13 protein-coding genes are annotated in these 13,677 nt (G+C 71.9%); 6 read left to right on the top strand and 7 right to left on the bottom strand.

Annotated elements, in window-relative coordinates; genetic code table 11:
• Positions 1–76: 76 nt before the first annotated feature.
• A complete protein-coding gene (locus OG711_RS24135; protein ID WP_329560365.1) occupies positions 77–2,752 on the bottom strand; it encodes a UvrD-helicase domain-containing protein in 2,676 nt (891 codons plus the stop codon).
• 678 nt (positions 2,753–3,430) lie between these two features.
• Positions 3,431–3,784, bottom strand: a complete 354-nt coding sequence (locus tag OG711_RS24130; RefSeq protein WP_266516317.1) for a hypothetical protein — start codon at positions 3,782–3,784, stop codon at positions 3,431–3,433.
• A 293-nt stretch (positions 3,785–4,077) separates the two neighbouring features.
• Between OG711_RS24130 and OG711_RS24125 the strand changes: the two genes are divergently transcribed.
• Entirely contained in the window at positions 4,078–5,130 is a 1,053-nt protein-coding gene (locus tag OG711_RS24125) for a C40 family peptidase (protein WP_329560363.1), read from the top strand.
• Between the two features lie 20 nt (positions 5,131–5,150).
• On the opposite strand, the gene OG711_RS24120 is transcribed toward OG711_RS24125, so the two are convergent.
• Together OG711_RS24120 and OG711_RS24115 are read right to left on the bottom strand one after the other, a co-directional pair.
• Positions 5,151–5,882, bottom strand: coding sequence for a LuxR C-terminal-related transcriptional regulator (locus tag OG711_RS24120; RefSeq protein WP_073792810.1), 732 nt, complete (start codon positions 5,880–5,882; stop codon positions 5,151–5,153).
• Complete coding sequence (locus OG711_RS24115; RefSeq protein WP_266516323.1) at positions 5,879–7,174, bottom strand: ATP-binding protein; 1,296 nt, start codon at positions 7,172–7,174, stop codon at positions 5,879–5,881. The genes OG711_RS24120 and OG711_RS24115 overlap by 4 nt, the downstream gene beginning before the upstream one ends.
• Positions 7,175–7,342: 168 nt before the next feature.
• Here OG711_RS24115 and OG711_RS24110 point away from each other — a divergent pair, with 168 nt between their 5' ends.
• Both OG711_RS24110 and OG711_RS24105 read left to right on the top strand, forming a co-directional pair.
• Positions 7,343–8,695, top strand: a complete 1,353-nt coding sequence (locus OG711_RS24110) for a PspC domain-containing protein (RefSeq protein WP_329560360.1) — start codon at positions 7,343–7,345, stop codon at positions 8,693–8,695.
• Positions 8,682–8,963, top strand: coding sequence for a hypothetical protein (locus OG711_RS24105; protein WP_073792813.1), 282 nt, complete (start codon positions 8,682–8,684; stop codon positions 8,961–8,963). The genes OG711_RS24110 and OG711_RS24105 overlap by 14 nt, the downstream gene beginning before the upstream one ends.
• Before the next feature lie 723 nt (positions 8,964–9,686).
• Here OG711_RS24105 and OG711_RS24100 read toward each other — a convergent pair.
• Positions 9,687–10,958 (bottom strand): hypothetical protein, encoded by a 1,272-nt coding sequence (locus OG711_RS24100; protein WP_329560358.1) that lies wholly within the window; start codon positions 10,956–10,958, stop codon positions 9,687–9,689.
• A 493-nt stretch (positions 10,959–11,451) separates the two neighbouring features.
• On the opposite strand from OG711_RS24100, the gene OG711_RS24095 reads away from it, so the two are divergent.
• Positions 11,452–11,943 carry a pyridoxamine 5'-phosphate oxidase family protein gene (locus tag OG711_RS24095; RefSeq protein WP_266516332.1) on the top strand — a complete coding sequence of 164 codons (492 nt, stop codon included), beginning with the start codon at positions 11,452–11,454 and terminating at the stop codon, positions 11,941–11,943.
• A 56-nt stretch (positions 11,944–11,999) separates the two neighbouring features.
• Here the strand turns inward: OG711_RS24095 and OG711_RS24090 are convergent, their stop codons facing one another.
• Positions 12,000–12,131, bottom strand: a complete 132-nt coding sequence (locus OG711_RS24090) for a hypothetical protein (protein ID WP_329560356.1) — start codon at positions 12,129–12,131, stop codon at positions 12,000–12,002.
• Positions 12,128–12,424 carry a hypothetical protein gene (locus OG711_RS24085; RefSeq protein WP_073792815.1) on the bottom strand — a complete coding sequence of 99 codons (297 nt, stop codon included), beginning with the start codon at positions 12,422–12,424 and terminating at the stop codon, positions 12,128–12,130. Before OG711_RS24085 ends, OG711_RS24090 begins: the two co-directional genes overlap by 4 nt.
• A 202-nt stretch (positions 12,425–12,626) precedes the next feature.
• Here OG711_RS24085 and OG711_RS24080 point away from each other — a divergent pair, with 202 nt between their 5' ends.
• Both OG711_RS24080 and OG711_RS24075 read left to right on the top strand, forming a co-directional pair.
• A complete protein-coding gene (locus tag OG711_RS24080; RefSeq protein ID WP_073792816.1) occupies positions 12,627–13,541 on the top strand; it encodes a helix-turn-helix domain-containing protein in 915 nt (304 codons plus the stop codon).
• A gap of 4 nt (positions 13,542–13,545) precedes the next feature.
• Positions 13,546–13,677 carry a DUF397 domain-containing protein gene (locus OG711_RS24075; RefSeq protein ID WP_329560353.1) on the top strand — a complete coding sequence of 44 codons (132 nt, stop codon included), beginning with the start codon at positions 13,546–13,548 and terminating at the stop codon, positions 13,675–13,677.

The raw sequence follows: 13,677 nt of genomic DNA, 5'->3' as shown, positions 1-13,677 counted from the left end.
TGGTCCTCATCCGGGCAGGGGCCCCGCCTTTGTCCTGAACGGGGGCCCCACCCTGGCCCTGACCGGGGCCCCAGGGCTACAGCTTCTCGACCGGCGCGTAGCGCAGCAGCAGCCGCTTCGGCTTGGTGTCGCCGAAGTCGATGGTCGCCTCGGCCTTCGGGCCCGTGCCCGTCACCCCGACGACCGTGCCCAGCCCGAACTGGTCGTGCGTCACGCGGTCACCGATGGCCAGCGCCACCACGGGCTTCTCGCCCGCGCGGCGGGTCGCGAAGCCGGACGCGCCGGACGCGGACGTCCGGGAGCGCGACGACGACAGCGAACCCGCGATCCCCGCGGCGGGACCCGAGACGGCCGGTGCCGCGCCGCCCTTGCGCTTCCAGCGCAGATGGGTCTCCGGGATCTCCTCCAGGAACCGTGACGGCGGGTTGTACGAGGGCTGGCCCCAGGCGCTGCGTAGCGTGGAACGGGTCAGGTACAGCCGCTCCCGCGCGCGGGTGATGCCCACGTACGCAAGCCGCCGCTCCTCCTCCAGCTCCTTGGTCTGCCCGAGGGCCCGCATATGGGGGAAGACGCCGTCCTCCATACCGCTGAGGAACACCACCGGGAACTCCAGGCCCTTCGCGGTGTGCAGGGTCATCAGGGTGATGACGCCGGAACCGTCGTCCTCGTCGGGGATCTGGTCGGAGTCCGCGACGAGGGCGACCTTCTCCAGGAACTCGGCGAGGGTGCCGCCCGGCGCGGTGGCCGGCGGCGCGTCGTCGGCGTCCTCCGGGACGTCGCCGGGGGCGCCCGCGGCCTGGGTCGCGCCCGGCGTACCCGGGGCGTCAGGGGTGTCCGTCGTCCCCGCCGCGTCAGGGGTGTCCGTCGTCCCCGCCGCGTCAGGGGTGTCCGTCGTCCCCGCCGCGTCAGGGGTCTCGTCCGGGCCCGGTGCGGCGGCGCGTTCCTGCTCGAACTCCAGGGCGACCGAGGCGAGTTCCTGGAGGTTCTCGATCCGGGTCTCGTCCTGCGGGTCCGTCGAGGACTGCAACTCGGCGAGATAACCGGTGCGTTCCAGTATGGCTTCCAGGACCGTGGCCGGTCCGGCACCGGACTCGGCGACGGTGTGCAGCTCCTCCATCAGGGTGTTGAAGCGCTTGACGGCGTTGACGGACCGCGCCGCCATGCCGTACGCCTCGTCCACCCGGCGCAGGGCCTGCGGGAAGCTGATCTTCTCGCGCTGCGCGAGGGCGTCGATCATCGCCTCGGAACGGTCCCCGATGCCCCGCTTGGGGACGTTCAGGATGCGGCGCAGCGGTACGGAGTCCTCCGGGTTGGCGAGGACCCGCAGATACGCGAGGACGTCCCGGACCTCCTTGCGCTCGTAGAAGCGGACCCCGCCGACGACCTTGTACGGCAGACCGACCCGGATGAAGATCTCTTCGAAGACCCGGGACTGGGCGTTGGTCCGGTAGAAGACGGCGACGTCGCCCGCCCTGGCGTCGCCCGCGTCGGTGAGCCGGTCGATCTCGTCGGCGACGAACTGCGCCTCGTCGTGCTCGGTGTCGGCGACGTAGCCGGTGATCGTGGCGCCCGCGCCCGCGTTCGTCCACAGGTTCTTGGGGCGGCGGCTCGCGTTGCGCTCGATGACGGCGTTCGCGGCGCTGAGGATGGTCTGCGTGGAGCGGTAGTTCTGCTCCAGCAGGATCGTCTTCGCGTCCGGGTAGTCCTCCTCGAACTGGAGGATGTTGCGGATGGTCGCGCCGCGGAAGGCGTAGATCGACTGGTCCGCGTCACCGACGACGCAGAGCTCCGCGGGGGGCAGCTCGTGCTCGGCGGGCGGCTCGTCCTCGGCGCGCCCGCCGTCGGCGGAGCCGACCAGCTCGCGGACGAGGGCGTACTGGGCGTGGTTGGTGTCCTGGTACTCGTCGACCAGGACGTGCCGGAAGCGGCGGCGGTAGTGCTGGGCCACGTCCGGGAAGGCGCGCAGCAGATGGACCGTCGTCATGATCAGGTCGTCGAAGTCCAGGGCGTTCGCCTCGCGCAGCCGCGACTGGTACATCGCGTACGCCTGAGCCAGGGTGCGCTCGAAGCCCTCCGTCGCCTGGGCGGCGAAGTCCTCCTCGTCTATCAGCTCGTTCTTCAGGTTGGAGACCTTCGCGCTGAACGACTTGGGCGGGAACCGCTTGGGGTCGAGGTCCAGGTCACGGCAGACCAGGGCCATCAGCCGCTTGGAGTCGGCGGCGTCGTAGATCGAGAACGACGAGGTGAACCCGAGCTTCTTCGACTCGCGGCGCAGGATGCGGACGCACGCGCTGTGGAAGGTCATGACCCACATCGCGTGGGCGCGGGGGCCCACGAGGTGCTCGACGCGCTCCTTCATCTCGCCCGCGGCCTTGTTCGTGAAGGTGATCGCGAGGATCTGGCCGGGGTGGGCGCCGCGCTCGGCGAGGAGGTAGGCGATGCGGTGCGTGAGGACGCGGGTCTTGCCGGAGCCCGCGCCCGCGACGATGAGCAGCGGGGAGCCGGCGTGCACGACCGCCGCGCTCTGCTGGTCGTTCAGCCCCTCCAGGAGGGCCGCGGGGTCCACGACGGGGCGCGGGGCGCCGTCGCGGTAGTACGCGTCCCTGGGCGGGGGCGCGTCGAATCTCCCGCCGAACAGGTCGGCGGGGATCTCCTCCGGGGTGTGCTCCTCGGGGGGCGGGGGGTGCTCGTCCCCTGCGGGGTGCGGGGGCTGGAGTCCCGCGAGGTAGCTTTCGTCGAAAAGGCTGCTCATCGCTTACCGAGTCTATGACGCGGCACTGACAGCGGGGCGCCTTCGCTTGCGCTTCCCAGGTCTTGTCCGGCTGGACGTGCTCCGTTGCTGTGCCGTCGCTCGTCGTTTTTGCGGTTCCCCGCGGGTCGCCTTCGCTTGCGCTTCTGGGTCTGTCCGGCTGGGCGCGCTTGTTTCCTGTGCCGTCGCTCGGTGGTTTCGCGCAGTTCCCCGCGGGTCGCCTTCGCTTGCGCTTCTGGGTCTGTCCGGGTGGGCGTACTTCGTTCCTGTGCCGTCGCTCGGTGGTTTCGCGCAGTTCCCCGCGCCCCTTTGGGGCGCCATCTGTTTGTTCTTCGGGTCGGTGCCGGTCGGGATTCTCCGTCCTCGATCCGACACGCTCGGTAAGACGTTCCGTGGTCCGACTGAAGAGCATCGGAGTCTGCGAGCAGAGATTCCCGCCCACCCCCTCCCGCAGCAGCGCGAGTCCGCGAGGAGGGTGGTCCCGCACCCGAAGGGCGGCCCCAGGTGGGCGCCCCCAAAGGGGCGCGGGGAACTGCGCACCCCCGTCCGACCCGCACGGGAACAGGTAGGACCAGGTGTGGAACCCCAGGGGCGCGGGGAACTGCGCACCCCACGAGCGACCCCCACCGGGACAAGTACGCCAGGCACAGGGAACCTCGTAAGCGTGCGCGGACGGGGGGCTCAGGTCCAGAGGACCGCTATGAAGATGTTGGCCGTGGTGAGGGCGCCGACCAGGGCGAAGGGGGCTTTCTCCGCCTTCTCCTCGTCCCGCTTGACGTAGACGAGCCCGAGGATCACGACGAGGAGGGCCATCTTCACCCCGATCTTGAGGTGATCGACGGTGTTGCCGTCGGCCTGGTTGAGGCCGACCAGGACCGCGCCGGTGACCAGCATGGTCAGCGCGCCGTGGAGCATCGCGGGGTTGAACCGGGCCGTGCCCGCGCTCATCGCCTTCATCTGGGTGAGGAAACCCCCCAGCAGCGAGGCGATACCGATGATGTGGAGGCCGACGAAGACATGAATGAGTACGCCCATACGGCGGACTCTATGCGCGGCCTTCCGGGCGGATTCCGGGAAGGTGACCCTAACTTTCGGGGCCCCTTAGCACCTCGGACGGCGGCCGTCGTCCCCTGACGTCACATCGGTCACACCCGTACCGGAAAGCGTCCGGGAACCCCGTACGGACGGTCGTATCCGGTCGGCGGAGCCGTACCGAACGAACACCTCCGTACAATCGGTGACGGACCCGTCACTCCACGCTCTAGCGTGCATCCCCAGTACCCGGCGGACCTCCGGCCGGGGCACCCGAGGGAAGGGCCCGCCGAGCCGTGGCAGCGCACCGCAGGAAACCGCGACAGCGACCCCAGCGGGGCACGGCCCTGCGCAGGGCCCTGACGCTCGCGCTCGCCGGGGCCGCCACCGCGACCACCGCGGCCACCACCGGGGCGCTGGACAGCACCGCCCAGGCCTCGCCCAAGGTGAGCCCCGAGCAGGTCAGGGATCAGGTCGACCGGCTGTACCAGGAGGCCGAGGTCGCGACCGAGCGGTTCAACGGGGTCAAGGAGAAGACGAAGGCGGCGGGTGAGGCGTACGAGCGGCTCCAGGACGAGGCCGCCCGCCGTACCGGGAAGCTGAACGACGCGCGCCGGGCCCTCGGGTCGTACGCGACGGCCGAGTACCGCGAGGGCGGGCTGGACCCGGCGGTGCGGCTCGCGCTGTCGGCCGAGCCGGACGAGTACCTGGCGGACACCGCCCTCGCCGAACGGGTCGGCGACCGGCAGGCGCAGGCCGTCGAGGAGGTGCGCCGGGACGCCGCCGAACTGGGCAGGCTCCGGGGACGGGCGGCGGATCAGCGGGCCGGGCTCGTGGCCCGTCAGGACGAACTCCGGCGCCACAAGCGGACGGTGACCGGGAAGCTGGAGGAGGCCCGGCGGCTGCTGGCCAGGGTCACGGCCGAGGAGCGCGCGCGGATCATGGCCCCGGCGCCCGCCCCCGCTCCGGAGCCGCCCGCCGGAGGGGCCGAGGCGACCGGTACCCGGACCGGGGCGGTCCTCGCGTTCGCCCGGCGGGCCGTCGGGAGCCCGTACGTCTGGGGGGCCACCGGGCCGAACGCCTTCGACTGCTCGGGGCTCACCCAGGCCGCGTACCGGGCGGCCGGGGTGTCGCTGCCGCGCACCACGTACGGGCAGATCGACGCGGGGCGGCGGGTGGGCCGGGACGAACTGCGCCCCGGAGACCTGGTGTTCTTCTACTCGGGCATCAGCCATGTGGGGCTGTACGTCGGGGACGGCAAGATGATCCACGCCCCCAACCCCAGCTCCACGGTCCGGCTCGACCCCGTCGACCAGATGCCCTTCGCGGGCGCCACCCGCGTCATCTGACCCGGTCGGGCCGCGAGCGGTCAGACGAGCCGTCGTGCGGTGGCCCAGCGGGTCAGCTCGTGCCGGTTCGACAGCTGGAGCTTGCGCAGCACCGCCGACACATGCGACTCGACCGTCTTGACGGAGATGAACAGCTGCTTCGCGATCTCCTTGTACGCGTACCCCCGCGCGATCAGCCGCAGCACCTCGCGTTCGCGCTGGGTCAGCCGGTCCATGTCCTCGTCCACGGGCGGCGCGTCGGTCGACGCGAACGCGTCGAGGACGAACCCGGCGAGCCGCGGGGAGAACACCGCGTCGCCCTCCTGGACCCGGAACACGGAGTTGATCAGGTCGTCACCGGTGATCGTCTTGGTGACGTAGCCGCGCGCACCGCCGCGGATCACGCCGATGACGTCCTCCGCGGCGTCCGACACGGACAGCGCGAGGAACCGCACCGGCGCGGTCGCGTCGGACATCAGCGGGGCGCACCTGCGCAGCACCTCGACACCGCCGCCGCCCGGCAGATGGACGTCGAGGAGCACGACCTCCGGCCGGGTCGCGGTGATGACGGTGACCGCCTGGTCCACGTCGGCGGCCTCCCCGACGACCTCGACACCGGTGGTCTCCGTGCGTCCGATCTCGGCCTGGACCCCGGTGCGGAACATCCGGTGGTCGTCCACGAGCACGACCCGTACCCGCCGTCCGTCCCCGCTGGTGCCGGGGTCCGTGCGAGGGGCCCCCGTCGTCCCGCTCGTTCCGGTCACGTCGCTCATGACGTCCTCTCCGCCCTCTCCATGGTCAGCTCGACCTCGGTCCCGCCGTCCGGGACGGCGCGCAGTCGTGCCGTGCCGCCGTTGCGCTGCATCCGGCCGATGATGGACTCCCGTACCCCCATCCGGTCGGCCGGTACCGCGTCGAGGTCGAAGCCGGGACCTCGGTCCCGTACCGACACGAACACCGTCGGCCCCTCCACCTCGGCGTAGACCTGCACCGCGCCGCCCTCGCCACCGTACTTGGCCGCGTTGACCATCGCCTCCCTCGCGGCCTGCATCTGCGCCGTGAGCCGGTCGTCCAGCGGGCAGTCGCCGACGACGACGACCTCGATGGGCACCCCGTGCTTGTCCTCGACCTCGGCGGCGTGGCGGCGGACCGCGTCGGCGACGTTCGCGGGGCCGTCCTCGCCCTCCTCGTCCTTGCCGTTGCCGTCGGGCTTGTAGAGCCAGGCCCGCAGATCGCGTTCCTGGGCGCGGGCGAGCCGGCGGACCTCGCCGGCGTTCTCCGCGTTGCGCTGGATCAGGGTCAGGGTGTGCAGCACGGAATCGTGGACATGGGCGGCGACCTCGGCGCGTTCCTGGGCGCGGATGCGCATGGTGCGCTCCTCGGACAGGTCCTGGGTCATCCGGACGAGATAGGGACCGGCGAGCAGCGCGATCCCGACGAGGACCGCGAGGGACGCCTGGAGGATGGCGCCGAGGTCCTCGGCGGACCCCTGGAGGACGAAGATGCCGGTGACCCCGGTACCGACGAGGAGGACCCCGGCGGCGGACCGCGCGAGGGTCAGATTGCGTCTGCGGCGGCTCGCCTCGACCCAGCGGGCGCGGCGGGCGTTGTCCGCCTGCCGCCACACCAGGGCGACCCCCGCGCCGACGAGCAGGGTGGGCCACAGATACGCCTTGGCGGTGATGTCGAGCTTGACGCTGCCGAGGAACGCCATCGCGACGGCGACCATCGCGATCAGCGCGACGATCTCGCCCTTGTCGGGCTTGCGGGCCACCAGGCGCCGTTTCCCGTCCTGCGCCACCTCGGTGACCAGCGGCGAGCGCCGTTCGGCGCCGAGGCCGCCGACCCCGAGCGGGACGAAGAACCAGAACGCGGCGTACAGCAGCGCGCCGAGCCCCTCGGCGGACAGCAGCCCCACGAAGATCAGCCGCACCCACACCACCGGGAGCCCCAGATGCCCGGCGAGCCCGCGCGCGACCCCGCCCAGCCAGCGGCCGTCGCTGCTGCGGTACAGCTTGCGCACCAGGCGCGGCTCGTCGGCGTTCACGGTCATGGCTTCGGGCATGCACCGATCGTCACACGGCCCGTGCCGTACGGTCATCAGGGTCCGACCCGGATACGTCCCTGAGCCCCCGCCCTCCGGGGCGCCCCCGGGGAGGACCCGGCGGATCTCAGGGTTCGACCAGGGTCGTCCCGGCTCCCGGTCGGGGCGTGGTCCCGTCACCATGGACGTATGACAGAGCAGCAGCACGCCACCCGGGCCCCGGGCGACGACCCGGGCAGCGGCGCGGGCGGTCCGCCGGGGCCACCGGCCAGGCTGCGCAGGGACCGCGAGCACAAGATGATCGGCGGGGTCTGCGCGGGACTGGGCCGCCATTGCGACATGGACCCGGTGATCTTCCGGATCGTGCTGTCGGTGCTGTCCGTCGCGGGCGGTATCGGGCTGGTCTTCTACGGCTTCGCCTGGCTGTTCGTCCCGATGGACGGCGAGGACGAGTACGAGGCGCGCCGGATGCTGTCGGGCCGGGTCGACGGTCCGGCCCTCGCGGCGGTGGTCTTCGCGCTGGTCGGCTGCGGACTGTTCCTGTCGATGCTGAACAACGGCAATCTGCTGTCGTCGGGGGCGGTCCTCGCGCTGCTGCTGGCGGGCGCGGGGTACTGGTCGCGGCAGCGGGACACCGTCGATCCCGATCCGCTGGCCGCGCAGGCCGTCGCGGACGCCCCGCCGGAGGCGAAGGCGCCGCCCGCGCCGAACTCCACGTCGTGGTGGCGCGAGCCGGTCGCGAAGGACGGCGCGCAGAGCGGCGGCACGGGGTATCTGTGGGCGCCCGAGGGGCTGATCCGCGATCTGGGCGGCACGGTCGGTCCGCCGCCCGGGCCGCGCGGTCCGGGGCCCGGCAAGGGCCAGGGGGACGGCATGTCCTCCCCGACGGCCGCCGGGGGACACTGGATCGGCGGCTGGGTGGTGCTCGCCGCGCTGGTCACCGGTGGCACCGCGACGGGCCTGAGCTGGGACGGCTCGGCGCTGGGCGACAGCCTTCAGACGGGCCTCGCGCTGGCGCTCGCCGTACTGGGACTGGGTATCGCGGTCAGCGCGCTGGTCGGGCGTACGGGGCTGGGTTCGGTGATCGTCGCGATGATCACGGCGGGGCTGCTCGCCGGGTCGACCGCGCTGCCCGAGTCGATCACCACCCGCTGGACGAGTCCGACGTGGGCCCCGGCGAGCGCGGCCGAGCTGCGGCCCGAGTACGAGCTGGGCACCGGCGTCGGCACGCTCGACCTCACCGGGGCGGCGCCCGCGGCGGGGCGTACGGTCGCCTCCGAGGTGCGGCTCGGCGCGGGACAGCTCAAGGTCGTCCTGCCGGACGGCGCGCGGGTGGTCATGCGGGTCAAGGTGGGTCTCGGGGACATCCAGCTCCCCGGTGAGCACCGCCAGGACGTGAACATCGCGCCCGGCCGGGACCGGACGTACACGTTCGAGCCGACCGAGCCGGCCGGTAAGGGCACCCCGAAGAAGTCCGGCACGATCGAACTGGACCTCGATATCGGTCTGGGTCAGGCGGAGGTGGCACGTGCTGCGTCATGAGTTCCAGCCGGGAAAGCTGATCGCCGGGGCGGCGTTGTCTGTCGCGGGTGTGCTGTACGCGGTGGATGTCGCGGGGAACGGTGATCTGCCGTGGTGGACGCTGGTTCCGATCGTGCTCGGGGGGTTGGGGGTGGCGGCGGTGGTGGGGATGTCCACGGTGTTGTGGCGGCACGCCCGGGTCGCTCGTGCCTCGTCGTCCCTGGGTCCGTCGGCCCGGGGTGCGCACGGTGCCCGGGGCGCTCGGGGGGATGTGCCTCCCCGGGACTGACCTCTGCGGGTCGCCTTCGCTTGCGCTTCGTAGGTCTGTCCGGCGGGGCGTACTTCGTTCCTGTGCGGGTCGCTCGTGGGGTGCGCGGTTCCTCGCGCCCCTGGGTACTCGGTGCTGGGCGTACTCCGTTCCTGTGCCGTCGCTCGGTGGGTTTGCGCAGTTCCCCGCGCCCCTTAGGGGCGCATCCGGCCGGTTCTTCGGGTCGGTGCCGGTCGGGATTCTCCGTCCTCGCTCCAACGCGCTCGGTAAGTCGTTTCCTTGCCCGACTGAAGAGCATCGGAGTCTGCGGGCAGAGATTCCCGCCCACCCCCTCCGGCAGCAGGGCGGGTCCGCGAGGAGGGGGGTTCAACCCCGGCCCCGCTTGCTGACAGCCCGCAGCCTGATCGACAGCCCCAGGTGGGCGCCCCAAAGGGGCGCGGGGAACTGCGCAAAAGACGAGGGCCGACCCGCACCCGACGAACAAACCCGAAGGGGCAGCATCCAGGGGCGCGGGGAACTGCGCGAAAACGACGAGCGACGGCACAGGAACGAAGTGCGCCCGGCACCGGAGACCTAGGGGCGCGGGGAACTGCGCACCCACGGACGTACCCGCACGGGAACAGGTACGCCCAGGTGGGGAACCCCAGAAGCGCCAGCGAAGGCGACCCGCGGGGAACTGCGCACCCCCGTCCGACCTGCACGGGAACAGGTACGTCCAGGTGGGGAACCCTACGGGCCCGGGGACTAATCCACCGTGACCTCGATCGTCGTGCGGTTGGTTTCGAGGCCGGCCGCGGTGATGACCTGGACGTCCACGCGGCCGGGTTCGACCTCGACCGGGACGGGGACCGTCAGCGTGTGGTCGGACGGGTTGGTGAACCCGCCGGGGACCGGGACCAGCGGAACGTGGACGTGGACGGAGCCGATCCGGACGACGAGCCGGGTCAGCGCCTGGGCCCCCTGCCCCCCGGGCGGGACGAACCCCGCGCCCCGGATCTCGATGTCGTCGCCCGTACGGATCGGTGAGTCCAGGTCACCGGCGGCCCGGGCCCGGACCACGGAGTGGATGACGGGACGCCCGCCCTCCGCGTACTTGCCCGCGAGGTACGTGACCGCCGAGACCAGGACGAGCACGGCCAGGGCCCAGGGCAGTTCGGGCAGCCGCTCGGGCCGCCGTCCCAGCCGGACCGCCGCGAAGACCAGCGCGGCTGCGGTCACGAGGACGTACTGGACATCCGTGAAGCTGCCCCGGCCGGAGTCGTCGGTGAGCAGGTCCGCGCCGCGTGGCCGCACCGCGCGTACCTTCTGGAGCCGCTGCCCGAGCACCCGTACGGTGACCACCCGGCGTACCAGGACGGCGACCGCGCACAGCACCGCCACGACGGTCAGGGTGGCGGCCCCGCGGGCCAGCCCGAGTCCGTCGATGAGGGCGTCCCGCGCGGCGGGCCCCGAGGCCCCGGCGAGCTGTCCGGCCAGGACCAGTACCGCGTACACCACGAACAGCACCCACAGCCCGGCGACGGCACGCGAGGTGGAGAGCCGGTTGTCCTCGCCGATCAGCGGGGCGAGCACCCCGCCCCGCTCGCGGTGCACCCGCGCGGCGAGGGTCAGCAGGGCCGCGACGGCGACCGTGGCGACCAGCCCGGCGGTCCGCGCGGTGTTCCACCCGGCGCCGTACGCGGTGAGTGCCTGGACGGCGAGCACCGCGCCCGTGCCGCCCCACACCACGGCGAGGGTCCTCGGCCACAGGGACGTGTGCCAGGCCGCGCTCTCGGCCAGCCCCCGGGCGGCCACCACCTCGGCGGACTGGGCGAGTTCGTCGGACACCCACTGCCGGGTGGCCCCGGCCGAGTGCGCGACGGCGGCGGGCAGGCCCTGCCCTGCGGCGAGTTCGTCCCGTTTGGTGAGGAACGCGGCGACCGCGCGCCGGTGCCCCTCCCGTGCCCCGTGCGGGCAGCCCCCGCGCGCACACGCAGCCTCGTGCGTCTCCCGCCCCGCCGCCTGAGGTAGTGCCACCGCGCCCACTCCGTGTTCCCGCCCGTTCCCGCCCCCGGGCCGGTACGCTCGCCGCCGCCCCGGCGCACGGGTGTTGACCCGGACGCCTGCGCAAGTTCCCTGTGATGACTGGGAATTGTGCCCTACCCGAGCGCACCGCGCAGGACCGGGCACCCCCCGTTACGGCGACGAGGGCGCGTCCGGGTTGACCGGAGGGTGCGTTTTCCGCCGGGCGCGTACCCCGGGCCGGTTCGTCCGGTACGACGGAATCGGTGCCCCCGAAGGCGCTCCGGCCCGCATCGTCCCAGGTGTCCGGCTTGTTCCGGGCGGTCGGCGGGTGGGCGACGGTGCTGCCGGGGCCGGGCGGGCCGGGTCGCGGGAGGTGGCGGCGCATGATCCCGGTCGTTTTCCAACCGGAACGCAAATGTAGCCAGGAACGGCGGTACGGCGGGACGGTCGGCCGGGTGGGGGAATCCGGACAGAAGGTGTCGGGTATCGGGGAAACACTGGCCATATGCCGAACAACCCCGAGTCCCAGAACTGGGCCGCGTTCACCGCCGAGGCGCCCGAACTGTCCGCCGCCGTCCAGAACCGGTTCGCCGCCTTCACCCATCACACGCTCGCGACCCTGCGCCGGGACGGCTCGCCCCGCACCTCCGGGATCGAGGTGCAGTTCGCAAGGGGGGAGCTGACGATGGGCATGATGCCGGAGTCGATGAAGGCGCGGGACCTGATCCGTGACCCCCGGTTCGCCCTCCAGGCCAATCAGGGGGGCGGTACGGACATGGGCGGCGGTGACGTCCGGGTCGCGGGGCGGGCCGTGGAGGTCCACGGCCCCGAGGAGCTGCAACGGTACGCGGCGGAGGCGGGGCCGCCGCCCGGACCGTTCCACCTGTTCCGGACCGAGGTGACCGAAGTCGTACGGACCAGCATCGAGGACGAGCGCTACCTGGTGGTCGAGTTCTGGTCACCGGGGACCGGTGTACGGCGGCGGCGCCGCACCTGACCCCGGCGTGCCCGCCCGGAGCCGCTCCCGGGCGGGCGCGGCGCTGTGTCAGTGCCTCACATCCCCTCCGTCGCGACGAGCACCACGACGACCATCAGGGACCCCCACGCCAGCAGCAGGACGATGCCGCCCCACAGGGTCCCGTCCAGGGTCACCCGGTAGCGCGGACGGCGACGCGCGCGGCTCATGTGTCCGTCCCCGGGGCGCCCACGAGCTGCCGCATGATCAGTGACTCGGCGATGATCTCGGCGGCCCTGGCGTTGCACCACCCCAGGTAGACGAGCGGAGGCCGGGCGCCGTCCTCCAGCACGGACAGCCCGGGCAGTTCGATTCCCGTCTGCCGTGTGGCGGCGGTCAGCCGCTCGATGGCGAGGTCGGCCGCCCAGTCGCCGCCGGGCGGGGGCGGGTTTCCGTGCTCGCCCGCCCGGATCTCCGCGAGTGACGGGTGAGGCGGATGGGGCTGAGGGTGAGGGGGTTCCATGTGTCTCCTCGTGTGGGTGATCCCGGTCAACACCCCATATTTCGGCGGGGGTTGTCCGTCCCCAAAACTGCCCGCGCGGCCGGGAGCCGTGCAAGGCTGCGCAGGGAAATGACCCCCTGAGGGGAAGACGAAAGTGCCTGGTCATGCACGGTGCAAGACCCTGTCACCTGTGGTGCAAGACTCGGCGCGGAATGGGGAAGACATGAGCGGCAAGAGTGTGTCCACCGTGCCCCGGCGACAGCTCGGGCGAAGCCTCCGTCAGCTGCGCGAGCGCGCCGGGGTGACCCTGCGAGCCGCGTCCCAGCGGTTCGAGTGGTCCGAGACGAAGATGTGGCGCATCGAGACGGGCCGGTCCCCCGTGCGAGCGCTCGACGTTCAGATGATGTGCGGCGCGTACGAGGCGGACGAGGCCGTGACGAGTGCGCTGATGGAGCTGGCGCGTGAGGCCAAGACACCCTCTTGGTGGCAGGACTTTGCCGGCACCGTTCCTGGCCGGTTCGACGTGTTCGCAGGCTTGGAGTCGTCTGCGAGCCACATCGATTCATACGAGAGTGACGTGATGCCAGGGCTGCTCCAGACAGGCGACTATGTGCGAGCGGTGGTTCGGACCCGATTTCCGGACCTGCCCTCCGATGAGGTCGAAGGCCGGGTGGCTTTTCGGATGGCTCGGCAGGCGATCCTGACTGGGCGACGCCCACCGGTGGTGCGGATCGCCCTGTCGGAAACGGTGCTACGACGCCCCATGGGTGACGGCAGGGTGATGGCCGTGCAACTCGCTCACCTGGTCTACATGGCAGGGCTGCCGAGGATCACGATCCGGGTCATTCCCCTCGCGGCGGCAGTACATCCAGGATCGCTCGCCGGTGCGTTCGTCATCATGCGATTCCCCCCTGCCCTAGGCGGAGTTCAGGAGCCCACCACTGTCTACGGTGACACGTACACCGGCGGCTATTATCACGACAAACAAGCTGAGGTGGAGCAGTACACCGAAGCATTCGAGGGCATCTGGTCCACAGCGCAGGATGAGGACACGTCTCGCCGGGTCCTCGCCGACACGGCAAGGAGTTACCAGGATGGACCGCTGGGTCAAATCCACGCACAGCACTCACGAAGCTAACTGCGTGGAAGTACGCACGCAGGACGGCGCGGTGGCGTTCCGGGACAGCAAGCGCGGCGAAGCCGGACCGACCGCTTCGGTATCGGCCCCGAGCTGGACCGTCTTCCTGGCCGGACTCCAGCACGACCACGCCTGA

It is taken from the genome of Streptomyces uncialis (assembly GCF_036250755.1).
In the GTDB taxonomy this organism is placed as follows: Bacteria; Actinomycetota; Actinomycetes; order Streptomycetales; family Streptomycetaceae; genus Streptomyces; species Streptomyces uncialis.
This window is presented reverse-complemented; position numbering and strand designations above follow the sequence as displayed.

What these genes read in the sequence shown, in the direction of transcription:
- OG711_RS24135 (WP_329560365.1), bottom strand. Translation starts at nt 2,752, where the DNA reads ATGAGCAGCCTTTTCGACGAAAGCTACCTCGCGGGACTCCAGCCCCCG.
- OG711_RS24130 (WP_266516317.1), bottom strand. Translation starts at nt 3,784, where the DNA reads ATGGGCGTACTCATTCATGTCTTCGTCGGCCTCCACATCATCGGTATC.
- OG711_RS24120 (WP_073792810.1), bottom strand. Translation starts at nt 5,882, where the DNA reads ATGAGCGACGTGACCGGAACGAGCGGGACGACGGGGGCCCCTCGCACG.
- OG711_RS24115 (WP_266516323.1), bottom strand. Translation starts at nt 7,174, where the DNA reads ATGCCCGAAGCCATGACCGTGAACGCCGACGAGCCGCGCCTGGTGCGC.
- OG711_RS24110 (WP_329560360.1), top strand. Translation starts at nt 7,343, where the DNA reads ATGACAGAGCAGCAGCACGCCACCCGGGCCCCGGGCGACGACCCGGGC.
- OG711_RS24095 (WP_266516332.1), top strand. Translation starts at nt 11,452, where the DNA reads ATGCCGAACAACCCCGAGTCCCAGAACTGGGCCGCGTTCACCGCCGAG.
- OG711_RS24090 (WP_329560356.1), bottom strand. Translation starts at nt 12,131, where the DNA reads ATGAGCCGCGCGCGTCGCCGTCCGCGCTACCGGGTGACCCTGGACGGG.
- OG711_RS24085 (WP_073792815.1), bottom strand. Translation starts at nt 12,424, where the DNA reads ATGGAACCCCCTCACCCTCAGCCCCATCCGCCTCACCCGTCACTCGCG.
- OG711_RS24080 (WP_073792816.1), top strand. Translation starts at nt 12,627, where the DNA reads ATGAGCGGCAAGAGTGTGTCCACCGTGCCCCGGCGACAGCTCGGGCGA.